Annotated in this window: 13 protein-coding genes; 12 read left to right on the forward strand and 1 reads right to left on the reverse strand. The window is 53.1% G+C overall.

Features of this window, described 5'->3' with window-relative positions:
- Positions 1-5: 5 nt before the first annotated feature.
- From JDF658_RS01550 to JDF658_RS01600, 11 genes are all read left to right on the forward strand, one after another.
- Positions 6-3,509 carry a DNA polymerase III subunit alpha gene (locus JDF658_RS01550; protein WP_079906262.1) on the forward strand — a complete coding sequence of 1,168 codons (3,504 nt, stop codon included), beginning with the start codon at positions 6-8 and terminating at the stop codon, positions 3,507-3,509.
- On the forward strand, positions 3,484-5,076 hold the full coding sequence (locus JDF658_RS01555) for a phosphodiester glycosidase family protein (protein WP_159446524.1): 1,593 nt from the start codon (positions 3,484-3,486) through the stop codon (positions 5,074-5,076). The genes JDF658_RS01550 and JDF658_RS01555 overlap by 26 nt, the downstream gene beginning before the upstream one ends.
- A 14-nt stretch (positions 5,077-5,090) precedes the next feature.
- Positions 5,091-5,654, forward strand: coding sequence for a Uma2 family endonuclease (locus tag JDF658_RS01560; RefSeq protein ID WP_079906264.1), 564 nt, complete (start codon positions 5,091-5,093; stop codon positions 5,652-5,654).
- Positions 5,655-5,720: 66 nt separating this feature from the next.
- Positions 5,721-6,194 carry a phosphatidylglycerophosphatase A gene (locus JDF658_RS01565; protein ID WP_079906265.1) on the forward strand — a complete coding sequence of 158 codons (474 nt, stop codon included), beginning with the start codon at positions 5,721-5,723 and terminating at the stop codon, positions 6,192-6,194.
- A 52-nt stretch (positions 6,195-6,246) separates the two neighbouring features.
- A complete protein-coding gene (mtrB, locus tag JDF658_RS01570) occupies positions 6,247-6,477 on the forward strand; it encodes a trp RNA-binding attenuation protein MtrB (protein ID WP_078664271.1) in 231 nt (76 codons plus the stop codon).
- Positions 6,478-6,522: 45 nt separating this feature from the next.
- Positions 6,523-6,732, forward strand: a complete 210-nt coding sequence (locus JDF658_RS01575) for a hypothetical protein (protein ID WP_078664270.1) — start codon at positions 6,523-6,525, stop codon at positions 6,730-6,732.
- A 25-nt stretch (positions 6,733-6,757) separates the two neighbouring features.
- Entirely contained in the window at positions 6,758-7,639 is an 882-nt protein-coding gene (accD, locus tag JDF658_RS01580) for an acetyl-CoA carboxylase, carboxyltransferase subunit beta (RefSeq protein WP_079906266.1), read from the forward strand.
- On the forward strand, positions 7,639-8,598 hold the full coding sequence (locus JDF658_RS01585; RefSeq protein WP_079906267.1) for an acetyl-CoA carboxylase carboxyltransferase subunit alpha: 960 nt from the start codon (positions 7,639-7,641) through the stop codon (positions 8,596-8,598). The genes accD and JDF658_RS01585 overlap by 1 nt, the downstream gene beginning before the upstream one ends.
- 98 nt (positions 8,599-8,696) lie before the next feature.
- A complete protein-coding gene (gene pfkA / locus JDF658_RS01590; protein ID WP_078664267.1) occupies positions 8,697-9,659 on the forward strand; it encodes a 6-phosphofructokinase in 963 nt (320 codons plus the stop codon).
- A gap of 18 nt (positions 9,660-9,677) precedes the next feature.
- Positions 9,678-11,426, forward strand: a complete 1,749-nt coding sequence (pyk, locus tag JDF658_RS01595) for a pyruvate kinase (RefSeq protein ID WP_079906268.1) — start codon at positions 9,678-9,680, stop codon at positions 11,424-11,426.
- A 54-nt stretch (positions 11,427-11,480) separates the two neighbouring features.
- A complete protein-coding gene (locus JDF658_RS01600; protein WP_079906269.1) occupies positions 11,481-12,383 on the forward strand; it encodes a DMT family transporter in 903 nt (300 codons plus the stop codon).
- Here the strand turns inward: JDF658_RS01600 and JDF658_RS01605 are convergent.
- Positions 12,376-13,353, reverse strand: coding sequence for a hypothetical protein (locus JDF658_RS01605; RefSeq protein ID WP_143311925.1), 978 nt, complete (start codon positions 13,351-13,353; stop codon positions 12,376-12,378). The genes JDF658_RS01600 and JDF658_RS01605 overlap by 8 nt on opposite strands.
- Positions 13,354-13,577: 224 nt before the next feature.
- Between JDF658_RS01605 and JDF658_RS01610 the strand changes: the two genes are divergently transcribed.
- On the forward strand, positions 13,578-14,768 hold the full coding sequence (locus JDF658_RS01610) for an MFS transporter (RefSeq protein ID WP_200805625.1): 1,191 nt from the start codon (positions 13,578-13,580) through the stop codon (positions 14,766-14,768).
- Positions 14,769-14,778 lie beyond the last annotated feature (10 nt).

Genomic DNA, 14,778 nt, shown 5'->3' on the forward strand with positions numbered 1-14,778 from the left:
CGCCATTGAGTTTTGTTCATCTTCATGTTCATACTGAATACAGTTTGCTGGATGGAGCGGCCCGAATAAAAAAGCTGGTACAGAAGGCAGTCGAACTGGGTATGCCTGCCCTGGCCATCACTGACCATGGCGCCATGTTCGGCGTGATCGATTTTTATAAAACCTGCCGTCAGGCGGGGATTAAGCCCATCATTGGCTGTGAAGTGTATGTGGCTCCCCGCAGCCGCTGGCAAAAAGAGGCCAAAATGGATGAATCCCCCTATCACCTGGTGTTGCTGGCGGAAAACGAGCGGGGATATCGCAACCTGGTGACTCTGGTTTCCCTGGCTTATACCGAAGGCTTTTATTATAAACCGCGGGTGGACAAGGAGCTTTTACGCCAGCACAGTGAAGGCCTGATCGCCCTCAGTGCCTGTTTGGGAGGGGAAGTAGCCTGGCACTTGAGCCAGGGCCAGGAGGAGTTGGCCCGGCGGGCTGCGCTGGAATACCGGGAGATTTTTGGGCCGGCAAACTTTTTTCTGGAGCTGCAAAACCACTACCTGGAGGAACAGCTGCGGGTTAATGCCGGTCTGGTGCGCCTCAGCCGGGAACTGGGTTTGCCGCTGGTGGCTACCAATGATGTGCATTGTGTGGAAAAAACTGATGCGGAAGTACAGGAGATTTTACTCTGCATCCAGACCGGTAAAACCCTGGAAGATGCGGACAGGATGCAATTTGAGAGCCGGGAATTTTACCTCAAGTCCCGGGCGGAAATGGAGCTGGTACTGGGCCAGTATCCCGAAGCCCTGGATAATACCCTGGCCATTGCCGAGCGTTGCCAGCTGGAACTGGAATTCGGCCGTTTACATTTGCCCGTATATCAGGTGCCAGAGGGGCATAATTTGGACAGCTATCTGGAAGAGCTTTGCCGGGAAGGACTCAGGCAGCGCTACCAGCCGGTTACGGCGGAAATGGAGGCCCGGCTGGAATATGAACTGGGTGTAATTCGGCGGATGGGCTATTCCGGCTATTTTCTCATCGTCTGGGACTTCGTTAACTATGCCCGCCGGCAGGGGATTTTTGTCGGGCCCGGCCGGGGCAGTGCTGCCGGCAGTCTGGTGGCCTATGTGCTGGGTATCACCAACATCGACCCTCTACGTTATAATTTGCTGTTTGAGCGGTTTCTCAATCCGGAACGGGTTAGCATGCCGGATATAGATATCGATTTTTGCTTTGAACGGCGGGAAGAAGTAATTCAGTATGTGATCGAAAAATATGGAGCGGACCGGGTTTGCCAGATCATCACCTTTGGTACGATGGCGGCAAGGGCGGCAGTGCGGGATGTGGGCCGGGTACTGGGACTACCCTACGGGGAAGTGGATAGGGTAGCCAAGCTCATCCCCGCTGAACTGGGGATGACTATTGAAAAGGCCCTGCAGGTTTCCGGTGAGCTCAAGGCCCTGTATCAGGAAAAACCAGCGGTAAAGAGATTACTGGACCTGGCGGCAGCGGTGGAAGGTATGCCCCGCCATGCTTCTACTCATGCGGCCGGGGTAGTGATCGGAAAAGAACCCCTGCAGGAGGTGATCCCCCTCTATCGTTCCGCTGATGGGATTATTACCACCCAGTTTGCCAAGGAGACGGTGGAAGAAGTCGGACTGTTGAAAATGGATTTGCTGGGGCTGCGCACCCTGACGGTAATGCGGGATACCCTGGCTTATATCCGGGAAAGGCGCGGTATCGAACTGGATCTGGATCAACTGCCGTTGGATGATAGAGCGACTTATGAACTTTTAAGCCGGGGAGAAGGAATCGGTGTCTTCCAGCTGGAATCCGCGGGGATGCGGCAGCTGCTCAGGGAACTGAAACCGGAGTGTATTGATGATATCATCGCTCTGGTGGCCCTCTATCGGCCTGGCCCCCTGGGTTCCGGCATGGTGGAGGATTTTATCAGGAACAAACATGGCCAGCAGCAGATTAAATATCTGCATCCCAAACTGGAACCAATTTTGCGCTCTACCTACGGGGTGATTCTCTACCAGGAACAGGTGATGCGGATAGCTTCTGACCTGGCAGGCTTTACGCTGGGAGAAGCGGACCTGTTGCGTCGGGCCATGGGCAAGAAAAAACCGGAGGTCATTGCTGGACTGCGCCAGCAATTTGTGGAGGGGGCGGTGGCCAATGGAGTAGAAGCGGAAGTGGCCGGACAGATCTTTGATCTGATGGAATATTTCGCCGGTTATGGCTTTAATGCCAGCCACTCGGCGGCCTATGGCCTGCTGGCCTACCAGACTGCTTACTTGAAAGCCAACTATCCCGAGGAATTCATGGCTGCCTTGCTAACCTCAGTGATGGGCAATGCCGATAAAGTAGCCATTTATATCGAAGAATGCCGCCGCATGGGGATTAAGGTTCTGCCTCCGGATGTTAACCAGAGCGGGCTGGGATTCACTGTAACCGAAGCAGGAATTAGAATGGGCCTGGCAGCCATCAAGAATGTGGGGCAGGGGCCGATCCAGGCCATTATTGCGGCCAGGAACGATGGGCCTTTTCTCTCTTTCCAGGACTTATGCGAGCGGGTGGATTTATCCCAGGTCAACAAAAGAGTGCTGGAGTCCTTGATCCGCGCCGGGGCGCTGGACAGCCTGGGCGGACACCGGGCCCAGTATATGGCAGCTCTGGATTTAATGGTAGAACACGGTCAACAGGTACAACGGGAACGCGCTGGCGGCCAGCTCAGCCTGTTTGATGTGCTGGGGGAAAAGGCGGCAGCGGAAATTCCCCTGCCGCAGGTTCCTGCCTGGACGGAGGCAGATATATTACAGAATGAAAAGGAATATCTCGGGCTCTATATTTCCGGCCACCCGCTGGACCAGTTTCGCACCTTACTTCATTCTCCTGGTTTTACCCCTCTGGCGCAACTGGGGGAAATGGCTGAAGGTAAGATGGTCTACTGTGGCGGCTTGCTGGTGGAAATCAAGCCCACTCTTAGCCGGCGGGGGGAAGAAATGGCCTTTGCCTGGCTGGAGGACCTGGCCGGGAAAGTGGAGCTGGTTATCTTCGGCAGTATTTTGAAAAAATATCGGAGTCTGTTACAACCGGAACGTACCCTGGCGATTAAGGGCAAGGTCAACCACAATGATGACGGAGTAAAGCTGCTGGTGGAAGAGGTGTTGCCTCTAGAAGATTTTGTGCTGCCAGCACTGGAACCCCGGACTCCGCAATTTCGGCCTTTAATACAGGTTTATCTGCGTTTACCAGGACCCCGGGCACAAGCGGTGGAAATCCGGGAAAAAGTGCTGACCTTGCTGTCCCGTTATCCCGGCCCTCATCCGGTGGTACTGGTCTATGTCAGTCCTGCGGGGAAGGAGGCGGAATACTTGCCGGTCAACTGGCGAGTAGAGCCAGGGGAAAGCATGGTGAAGGAATTGCAAAACCTGCTGGGCGAGGGGACGGTAGTGACCAGACCCTTCACAGCCAGAACCAATGGGAAGGAGCGAAAATATGAAGCGGCACAACCGATGGCTTAAAGGAATAGCGGTGTTCATTTTAATGACCTGGTTGCTGGGCGGGCTACAGGGGGAAGCGGCCACAGCTACGGTAACAGTCACTCAAAAAGGAGCAGCGGTGAGCGGTGGACCAGGGGTAAGTTACCGGCAGTATGATATAAAAATTGGCAGCAAGAAAACCCTGCTAAAAGCAGTAAGTGTGGATTTAAAGACTCCGGGCTTACGCCTGGCCGTGGCTCTGGGCGGAGGCCAGGTGGGAAAAACCGCATCCCTGGAGGCGCTGGCCCGCAGCAAGAATGGCATTGCGGCAGTAAATGGCACTTATTTTAACTCCTATTCCGATTTTCAGCCTCAGGGCAATCTGCTGGTTGAAGGTATACCGGTTCATACCGGCAATACCGGTACTACTGCCCTGTTCACCCGGACAGGGGAGCTGTTGATGGAAAGACTGCAAAGCGAAGTAACAGGGAGTATCAATGGTTCCTGGGATTATCGCAACAACTGGTATGCCTGGGGGCTAAATCACGTCTATGCTGAAGCTGATGCCAGTGCTGTCTTCACACCGGCCCGCGGCCTTAGGACCGGGACCCGTTCCGGAAAAGAAGTGATTGTTCGTCAGGGCCGGGTGTTGGCTATCAGTGGGCCCAACTCCCAGATTCCGGCGGATGGTTTTGTTATTCATTTTGGCCCGGGATCAAAGGCTCAGGCGCAGTTCAACAAATTCAGAGTGGGCGATCGCGTACAATGGCGGTTGAACTGGCATATTGGCAGCAAAACGGGTCCTATTCTGGACTGGCGGCAGGGAGCGGTTGGTCTGGGAGCAGGGCCGCTACTGGTTAAGAATGGCCGGGTGGTAGTTAACCCGCAGGCGGAAGGAATTACTCACTGGAAACAGACGCAGGCTGCCGGGCCCAAAAGCTTTGTGGCCATCCTGCCCGGCAAGGTTGTGTTAATGGGCAATATCAGTGACGCTACCGTATACCAGCTGGCAGCAGTTTTGCAGAAACTGGGCGTCAGGGATGCCATGGCTCTGGATGGGGGAGCTTCTACCGGTCTGTACTGGCAGGGAAAATATCTTACCCGCCCGGGGCGGCTGTTGAGCAATGCCCTGGTGGTAGTACGGGGAAGTGCCTGGCCAGCTGCCCAGGTCAAACCTGGCTGGGAAATTGCCGCCGATCTGGTTAAAGCGGGCAAATTTGAGGAAGCCTTACAGTATGACCCGCAAAATCCAGATGCCCATTATCAGCTGGGGTTGAAACTGAAAGCGGCTGGGCAACTGACTGAAGCTGCCCGGCATCTGGATGAAGCTTTTCGGTTAAATCCCCGCAATGAGGAGGCTATCAATACCCTGGGCTGGCTTTATTACAGTCAGCGCCAGTATGACCTGGCAATCCAGGCTTTCCAGGAGGAAATTCGCTGGTTTCCGCAGAAAGCCAATGGTTATTATGGACTGGGCCTGTGTTATGCCGCCTGGGATGTGAAGGACTACGCTGCAGCCAGGCTAAACCTGAACAAGGCCGTGGCTTTAGATCCCGGTGGCACTGTTGGGGCAAAGGCCAGAGCAGCCCTGGTCAGTTTGCCTCAGTAACAGGGGGTGAAAAGATGTTACCCAATGAAAAAAAAATCTATACCTATCGGGACTATTTAGCCTGGGAAGGGGAAGATAAACTGGAAATCATCGAAGGAGTACCCTATCTGCAGGCATCACCGGGGCGGGAACATCAGAGGGTCTCAATGAATCTTTCCCTGTTGCTGGGAAGCTATTTCCGCGATAGGGACTGTGAGGTCTACGCTGCCCCGTTTGATGTATTGCTGCTTGCTCCTGGCGAGAGTGAAGAGGACTGCACCAACGTGGTTCAGCCTGATTTACTGGTGGTATGTGATCAGACCAAACTTAATGAAAGAGGCTGTAAAGGCAGTCCTGATCTGGTAGTGGAGATTTTGTCCCCTTCTACCGCTTCCATTGACTATATCAAAAAAATGGCACTCTATGAAAAATACGGGGTGAAAGAATACTGGATTGTTTCCCCGAAAAGCAGGACAGTACAAATATTTGCCCTGGTGGATGCTCATTTTAATGAACCGGATACCTTTGCCCTGGGGGAAACGGTCAGCAGCCGGCTCTTTTCCGCCCTGGCTTTCCCGGTAAAAGAAATTTTTCGCTAGTGGCAGCATGGTTCGCCCTGCCCTCCTTCGTGCATATGATAGGATACCTGAAGGAGGGGAAGAAGTATGCGTCAGGAGATGCTGGCCCTGTTAAAAGAGCGGGGAGTAGATGTCCGGGATATAGCCAGAATCGTGTTGAGGTTGCAAAAGCCCTTTAGTCCGGAACTTACCCTGGAAGAGTGTCTGGAGGCAGTCCACAGCGTATTGCGCAAGCGGGAAGTACAATATGCTTTGCTCACGGGACTGGCTCTGGATAAACTGGCAGAGCAAGGGCTGTTGCCTGAACCGTTACAGACCATTGTGGCGGGAGATGAACCTCTGTATGGAATAGATGAAAATCTGGCCATGGCTATTGCCAGTATTTATGGGACAGTGGGAATTACCAGTTTTGGTTATCTGGACAAGAAAAAGATGGGAATTATCGGCAGACTGGATAAAAGCAAACTAAATCGCGTAAATACCTTTCTGGACGACCTGGTGGCAGGTATTGCCGCTGCAGCTTCTGCCCGGATTGCGCATCATTATTGCAAAACCCCCTGAGCTATGATAACATTTAAGCTGAAATGAGTATGAGCATAAAGAGGTGGCCGTTTTGTTAAACCTGGAAGATATTGCGGGTGACTATATTGTGGTCAAAGCCAAAGAAAATGGAGTGACTATTATCGGTTTGACCAGGGGCAAGGACACCAAGTTTCATCATTCGGAAAAGCTGGATCGGGGCGAAGTGATGATTGCCCAGTTTACTGAACATACTTCAGCTATTAAAATCAGAGGCAAGGCTTCTATCTATACCAAACATGGTGTGGTGGAAGCGGGAGAATAACCAGAGAAAACCTGGCCGGAGAAGGAAAAGGGAGGGCGGAAAAAGGTGCTAAAAGTAGTTTATATCGCTCCCAGCAAAACGGCAGCGGAAAAACTGCGGGATGTGCTGATGGCAGAAGGGTTTCTGGTTTCACTACGTCCGGTGGGCCTGGCCAGTTCCACCCAGGATGACCGCGCTTATGAAATACTGGTTCCGGCTTCCGAACTGGAAGACGCTCTGGAAGTTATTAACAATCATGCTGTCTATGGACGTTAAAGGGAAATGAGGTGAAAGCCCGTTCATGGCTTTAAAGGATTTATTTAAAAAGCCCAAATATGTGACGGTCCAGCCCGGACCGGCTAAACCGGCAGAACCGGCAGTTAAACGGGAAATACCGGAAGGACTCTGGCAAAAATGTGCTAAATGCGGTCAGATTGTGTTTATAAAAGAACTGGAACGCAATCTCAAAGTTTGCCCCCATTGCCAGTTCCATTTCCATCTCACTGCCCGGGAAAGGATTCAGCAGTTAGTGGATGGGGACAGCTTTGTCGAACTGGATGCCGGGCTTACTTCCGTAAATCCGCTGGGCTTTCCCGGCTATGAGGGCAAACTGGCTGAAGCCCAGAGCAAAACTGGCTTAAAGGAAGCTGTTGTGTGTGGTACTGCCACCATTGGGGGCCAGCCTGTAATGCTGGTGGTGATGGACAATCAGTTCATTATGGCCAGCATGGGCTCAGCGGTAGGGGAAAAAATCACCCGGGCTATTGAGGCTGCCATTGAACGGCGGTTACCGGTAGTGGTTTTTGCCACTTCCGGGGGAGCCCGCATGCAGGAAGGCATTCTCTCTCTGATGCAAATGGGCAAAACCAGCCTGGCGGTGCGCCGATTGAAAGAGGCAGGCCTGCTCTACATAACGGTTCTGACTGATCCCACCACCGGTGGGGTGACTGCCAGTTTTGCCTCCCAGGGGGACATCATTCTGGCTGAACCGGGTGCTCTCATCGGCTTTGCCGGGCCCCGGGTGATTGAACAGACCATCAGACAGAAGTTGCCGGAAGGGTTTCAGCGGGCGGAGTTTTTGCAGCAACATGGTCAGGTGGACAAGGTAGTACACCGCAAGGAACTGGCAACGGTACTGACTAAACTGCTGGCCTGGCACCAGCCTCAGGAGGTGAGGGCTTAATGGCTGTGACTTTACTGGAGTTTGAAAAGCCTCTCCTGGAGCTGGAAAACAAAATCGCGGAACTGAGGAAATTTTCCCAGGAGAAGGGGATTGACCTCTCGCGAGAAATCGCTACTCTGGAGGAAAAAGCCCGGCAGCTGAGTCAGGAGATCTATACCAGCCTGACACCCTGGCAGAAGGTGCAAATCGCCCGTCATCCCCAGCGGCCAACCACCCTGGACTATATTAATTTAATTTTTGATGATTTCATCGAATTGCACGGTGACCGCAATTTTGCCGATGATGCTGCTCTGGTAGGGGGGATTGCCCTCCTGGAAGGGCGGCCGGTAACGGTGCTAGGGCACCAGAAAGGGCGGGATACCAGGGAAAATATTGCCCGCAATTTCGGTATGCCCCATCCTGAAGGCTATCGCAAGGCCATTCGCTTGATGGAACAGGCGCAACGGTTTAAACGCCCCATCATCACCTTTATTGATACCCCGGGGGCTTTTTGCGGGATTGGGGCAGAGGAACGGGGCCAGGGAGAAGCCATTGCCCGAGCTCTTTACGCCATGGCTGGACTTTCTGTTCCCCTGCTGGCAGTAGTTATCGGTGAAGGGGGCAGTGGTGGAGCGCTGGCCCTGGGCCTTGGCAATAAGGTATATATGCTGGAATATTCTGTTTACTCCGTGATTTCCCCGGAAGGCTTTGCTGCTATTCTCTGGAAAGATGGCAGTCAGGCGCCCCGGGCGGCTGAAACCATGAAGCTGACCGCCCAGGATCTCCTGCAGCTGGGGGTAATAGATGGCATCATTCCTGAACCCCTGGCAGGGGCCCATCGGGATCATGAGTTTACAGCCAGCAAGGTCAAGGAGCAACTGCTCCAGGGACTGCAGGAGCTGGCCGGTCAGACGGGAGAACAGTTAATGGAACAGCGTTATCAGCGTTTTCGCCGTATAGGCAGTTTTCAGGAGGGATAAACTATTACCGATGAGGCATTGCCCCATCGGCTCCTTTATTACAAGGCTGGGACAGTTAAAGGCCCGCCAGGACAAAAAGTGGCAAGGGGGTAATTGGCATGAAAAGAATTGGCGTACTTACCAGTGGTGGCGATGCACCGGGCATGAATTCAGCAGTGCGGGCGGTAGTTCGGACTGCCATTTATCACGGTCTGGAAGTGGTGGGAATCGAACGGGGCTATGCCGGCCTGATCAATGGCGAAATGAGGCTGATGAATCTCAGTTCTGTTGGAGATATTGTGCACCGGGGCGGTACCGTTTTACGCACAGCTCGTTCCGAGGCCTTCCGCACTCCGCAGGGCAGGGCCCAGGCGGCTGATAATCTGCGCAAAATGGAAGTGGATGCCCTGGTTGTTATAGGCGGTGATGGGTCCTTCCGCGGTGCCACCTTGCTGGCCAATGAACATGGCATCAAGGTGATCGGCATTCCCGGCACCATTGATAATGATATTCCCTGCACGGATTACACAATTGGTTTTGACACCTGTGTCAACACGGTGCTGGATGCCATCAACAAAATCCGCGATACTGCTACTTCCCATGAACGCACCTTTATCATTGAAGTCATGGGGCGGCGGGCTGGTTACATAGCCCTGCAAGCCGGCCTGGCCGGGGGGGCGGAATCCATCCTCATCCCGGAAGTTCCCTTTAGCCTGGAGGATGTGGTGCAAAAACTTTTAAGAGGCCATGCCCGGGGTAAGTTGCATTCTATCATCCTGGTGGCAGAAGGGGCAGGCAGTGCCCTGGACATCGGTAAATATATTGAAGAAAAAACCGGTTTTGATACCAGGGTGACCATTCTGGGCCATATTCAGCGGGGTGGAGCGCCATCAGCCTTTGACCGGGTGCTGGCAGCCCGCATGGGTGCCAAAGCGGTGGAATTGCTGCTGGCAGGGGAGAGCAAAAAAATGGTAGGTATAGTTTCCGAGCAAATTAAGGACTTTGATATTGAATGGGCTTTGCAGCAGAAAAAGGAGATTGACCTGGAGGTCTATAAACTGGCCAATATTCTTTCGATATAGCAAGAGGAGGGAATTAAGGTGCGGCGTACCAAAATTATTTGCACCATTGGACCTGCCAGTGAGCAGGTGGAAACTCTGGTTCAATTGATTGAAGCTGGAATGAATGTGGCCCGGCTGAATTTTTCCCATGGTACCCACGAGGAACACGGGCGGAGGGTGGAGGCTATCCGCCAGGCATCTGCTAAGGCCAACCGACCGGTGGCCATCTTACTGGATACCAAGGGGCCGGAAATTCGCCTGGGAGTCCTGAAGGAAAAAATCACTGTTAACCCTGGGGACAAGCTGATTCTGACTACGGAAGAGATGGAAGGCGGGGGCAACCGCATACCTGTAACCTATAAAGGCTTGCCTGAAGATGTGCGGGAAGGCACTGCCATCCTCATCGATGATGGCTTGATCGGACTGAAAGTGGAGCGAATTGAAGGCACCGAAATTCACTGTGTAGTGGAAAATGGCGGGGAAATCAGCTCCCGGAAAGGGGTAAATGTTCCCGGTGCTGTCATCAACTTACCAGCTCTTACTGAGAAGGACATTGCCGATATTGAATTCGGGATCAAGATGGGCATGGATTTTATTGCAGCCTCTTTTGTGCGCAAAGCGGCGGACGTGCTGGCCATTCGTGAGATTCTGGAAAAACATGGCTCAGATATGCAGATTATCGCCAAAATCGAAAACCATGAAGGGGTTAACAATATTGATGAAATCCTGAAGGTAGCGGATGGTATCATGGTGGCCCGGGGTGACCTGGGAGTGGAGATTCCCATTGATGAAGTACCGCTGGTCCAGAAAATGATCATCGAAAAATGCAACCGGGCCGGTAAGCCGGTAATCACAGCGACCCAGATGCTGGATTCCATGATCCGCAATCCCCGTCCTACCCGGGCAGAAGCTACCGATGTGGCCAATGCTATCTTTGATGGCACTGATGCGATCATGCTCAGTGGGGAAACAGCAGCGGGCAAATATCCTGTGGAAGCGGTAAAAACCATGGCTCGCATTGCCGAACGGGCGGAAAGGGCTTTGCGCTATGAGGAGTTAACGGTAAGGCGAGGGATAGTGCCGGAACGGACCACCACCGATGCTATCAGCCATGCCACGGTGACTACCGCCCATGATCTGGGGGCTTCCGCTATTATCTGTGCCACCAAATCAGGCCATACAGCCAAAATGGTTTCCAAATACCGTCCTCAGGCATCGGTTGTAGCCATTACTCCCAAAATGGATGTGGTCCGCAAGCTCTTGCTGGTCTGGGGGGTATATCCCCTGCTCTGTAAGGAAACCAAATCCACAGATGAAATGCTGAAGGTATCAGTGGAAACCGCCCTGGCTGCCGGTCTGATAAAAGCCGGTGATCTGGTGGTAATCACTGCCGGTGTACCGGTTGGGGTGCCGGGAACAACCAATTTGATCAAGGTACACACTGTGGGAGAGATTCTGGCCAAAGGAACCGGAATAGGGGCCCGGGCGGTAACAGGTACAGTAAAAGTGGCCCGCACAGCGAAGGAAGCGGAGGCCAAAATCAAGCCTGGTGATATTCTGGTTACCATCGCTACAGATAAGGATTTTGTACCGGTAATGGAAAAATGTGCCGCAGTGATTACCGAAACCGGTGGATTGACCTCTCATGCTGCCATTGTCGGCCTCAATTTGGGTATCGGTGTCGTAGTAGGTGTGGATAATGCTACTCACATTCTGGAGGATGGCACCCTGGTCACCGTTGATGGCATGCGGGGGCTGATTTATCGCGGAACTGCCAATGTTCTCTAATGGTGGCATATCTCCCCTTTCTGTGCTATAATAGTCTCCGGGGAGGGGAAGAAAATGGACAAAAAATGGCAGGGACTGCTGGCAACTGTCATTTCGGCCATGGGCTTCGGCTCCATGGCCATTTTCGTTAAAATTGCCTATCAGCACGGGGCTGATCCCTACAGTTTGCTGGCTTTGCGCTTTCTGGCGGCCTGCGGGGTCCTCTGGCCTCTGCTGGTCTGGAAATATCCCGGCCAGTGGCGACTTGGACCGGTCCAAACCGTGCGTTTTGCTTTACAGGGCTGGCTGGGCTATGGGATTACGGCCATAGGATATTTCTCATCCTTGCAGTATATACCGGCGGGGCTCACCGCTTTGATCCTTTATCTCTACCCCGCTTTGATTGCGTTGCTGGCCTGGTTTTTTGGCCTGGAGCGGCCTTCTTTCTGGCAATGGAGCGGAATAGCTTTGTCCTTTCTGGGTTGTGCCCTGGTGCTTAATCCTTTTGCGGGCGGGTTCAGCGCTACAGAGTGGCGAGGGATAGGTCTGGCTTTGCTGGCTCCAGGGGCTTATGCCCTGTTCGGGATACTGGGGCAGAAAAATGTTGAGGCGAAACCGCCAGTGGTTGTGACTGCCTGGATTTGCCTTGCCTGTGCCCTTTTGTTTAACGCGCTGGCCCCGCCCTGGCGCTGGTGGTCGGCAATGGACCAGACCGGAATACTGGCTGGCCTGGCTATCGGTATCCTTTCAACAGCCCTGGCTATTCTGGGCTATCTCCTCGGAATCGAGAAGCTGGGAGCCAGCCGGGCAGCTTTAATCAGCAGTTTTGAGCCAGCATTTACTGTTTTGCTGGCAGCCCTGGTACTCGGCGAAAACCTGCAGCTCAAAGACTGGTTTGGCTTGCTGGCCATTTTAACCGGAGTGATCCTGGGCCAGGGGAAAAAAGAAGAAGCAGCCCAAACTGCTGCTTCTACTTAACCTGGATTTCACCGCTGAAGCGGTTAACCAGGGTGCCATCGCCTTTTTTCACGACTACCTCCCAGGTATAGACACCAGGGGTGGCCCAGTCAGTGCGGCCGGGTTCCAGGGTGACTTTTTTATCCCAGACCACGGTGTTGAGGCCATCAGGCAGGGGTTCAGTAGGCCGGTCATAAATGACCGCAACTACCTGCTGCTGACTGTTGTAGATTCGAATCGATACATAGCTGGGTTCAGCCAGGTAAAAACGAATAGCATAGCCGGGAATGGCGGAGTTTTTCACCTCATCCACCCTTGGTACAGCATATAACCGGGCCAGTTCGTCTGCTGGCAGATTGTTTACCGGATCCGACTGCGAGGACCCCGGTGGTGGAGTTATTACCGGTGGTGATGCCGGCGGAGAAGGTGGAACCGGATTGTTTGTCCCCGGTGGAGTAGAGCCTCCCGTGCTGATGCTACCGCCGTTACTGTTGCCACCAGCTCCACTGCTGGAGCTGACTCTCCCTGTACTGCTGCTGCCAGGGGTTTGCCGCCCGGGATTGCTGGGGCTAACGGCAGGAGGGCTACTGTTTGCCGGACGGTCACCTATCTTTACTGTCATTTTCCAGCGACTGCGGTTGCCGAACCGGTCCTGGGCGGTGAGCCAGAGGGTGTAGTTGCCTGCTGGCCAGTTTTTAAGGCTGATATTTACCCCGATAGGGCTTGTCTGGTACCAGCGACCCTGGATGGGACGAACTACTGCCTTGCCTTTACTGTTATAGACAGCCAGCCAGACCCGGGATTTTTCATTAAAGCGAAAACGCAGGGGCCAGTTACCTCCGCTGACCAGAGGTGGATTGGGCTTTTGCAGCCAGCTGAGGACAGGCGGCTTGCGGTCTGTTATTTTTCTGGTGGTTTTAGCCAGAGCTGGTCCTGGAAAGGCTAATAGCAACAAGAGGAACAAACTCAACCACCTGGTTATTAGCTTCATAGTATCACTCCTCTATTTGATGCATGTCGGCCGCACACTCGTGACTTCAGTCATGAGTAAGGCCGACAAACATTGTACCCCTTGTCCCAAGTATACAACAAATGTAATAATATAGGAAGTCTAATTTCCAGTTATTAAAGAACAATTTGGTACAAAAAATGAACGGTTAATATTACCGTTCAGGTTAAATCTCTAAATATATGATACGAGGAGGAAGAAGGCAATTGAAGAAAATCTGGGGATTGCCGCGGAATGTTTTCATACTGGGCTGGGTCAGTTTTTTCAATGACCTCTCCAGTGAGATTGTGATTCGTACCCTGCCCTTGTTTCTCAGCAATATCCTGGGGGTAAAGACTTCGGTTATTGGCTTGATTGAAGGGATAGCCGATACTACAGCTACCCTGCTGAAATTTCTGGCCGGCTATTTATCTGACCGGATTCGGCGCCGTAAACCATGGGTGGTAGCCGGTTATCTGATTCCGGCCCTTTCCCGGCCTTTTCTCTATTTTGCCAGTAGCTGGCTCTGGGTGCTGGGCATTCGCTTTCTGGACAGGGTGGGCAAAGGGATTCGCACCGCCCCCCGGGATGCGCTCATCGCTGATTCGGTGGCTCCGGAAGAGCGGGGGCAGGCTTTCGGTTTTCACCGGGCCATTGACCCCTTCGGAGCGGTGCTAGGAGCTACCCTGGCTGCCTTGCTGGTTTACTGGTCCCAGCAGGGGCAAGTACAACTAACGTTAACAGGCTATCGCTATCTGGTGCTGGCGGCGATCATTCCGGTATTTATAGGTACTATACTGCTGATTTTTTTTGTTAAGGAAGTGGAGCCGAAAGCGGAAAAATCAGCACTGAAACATAGATTGGACTGGTCTTTATCCGGGTTTGACTGGCGCTTTAAGGCATTTTTGCTGATTAATATTCTGTTTACCCTGGGTAATTCCAGTGACGCTTTCTTGCTGTTAAGAGCCCAGAATGTCGGTTTATCGGTGGTGCAGATATTCTTTCTACTGGCTCTCTTTAATTTACTCACGACAGCAGTAGCCTGGCCCGCCGGTAAACTCTCTGACCGCATTCCGCGGATTTATCTGATTGCTGGGGGCTGGCTGGTGTATGCTGTTGTCTATCTTGGTTTCGCCAGAGCTGATAGCAGCTGGCAGGTCTGGTTTTTCTATGCCCTTTATGGAGTCTATTATGGCGCCACCGAAGGGGTGGCCAAGGCCCTGGTGGCGGACCTGGTTCCGGCGGAAAAGCGGGGGACAGCCTATGGCCTCTATAATTTCAGTCTGGGTATCAGTCTGCTGCCTGCCAGTTTGCTGGCGGGCTGGTTATGGCAATGGGCAGGTCCGGCTGCTCCCTTTTATTTTGGGTCTGGACTGGCATTGCTGGCAACAGCTGGTTTGTGGTATGTTTTTCGTTAAAAAATTTTCG

The sequence above is a fragment of the Carboxydocella sp. JDF658 genome, assembly GCF_002049395.1.
In the GTDB taxonomy this organism is placed as follows: Bacteria; Bacillota.

What these genes read in the sequence shown, in the direction of transcription:
- JDF658_RS01555 (WP_159446524.1), top strand. Translation starts at nt 3,484, where the DNA reads ATGAAGCGGCACAACCGATGGCTTAAAGGAATAGCGGTGTTCATTTTA.
- JDF658_RS01560 (WP_079906264.1), top strand. Translation starts at nt 5,091, where the DNA reads ATGTTACCCAATGAAAAAAAAATCTATACCTATCGGGACTATTTAGCC.
- JDF658_RS01565 (WP_079906265.1), top strand. Translation starts at nt 5,721, where the DNA reads ATGCGTCAGGAGATGCTGGCCCTGTTAAAAGAGCGGGGAGTAGATGTC.
- accD (WP_079906266.1), top strand. Translation starts at nt 6,758, where the DNA reads ATGGCTTTAAAGGATTTATTTAAAAAGCCCAAATATGTGACGGTCCAG.
- JDF658_RS01585 (WP_079906267.1), top strand. Translation starts at nt 7,639, where the DNA reads ATGGCTGTGACTTTACTGGAGTTTGAAAAGCCTCTCCTGGAGCTGGAA.
- pfkA (WP_078664267.1), top strand. Translation starts at nt 8,697, where the DNA reads ATGAAAAGAATTGGCGTACTTACCAGTGGTGGCGATGCACCGGGCATG.
- JDF658_RS01600 (WP_079906269.1), top strand. Translation starts at nt 11,481, where the DNA reads ATGGACAAAAAATGGCAGGGACTGCTGGCAACTGTCATTTCGGCCATG.
- JDF658_RS01605 (WP_143311925.1), bottom strand. Translation starts at nt 13,353, where the DNA reads ATGAAGCTAATAACCAGGTGGTTGAGTTTGTTCCTCTTGTTGCTATTA.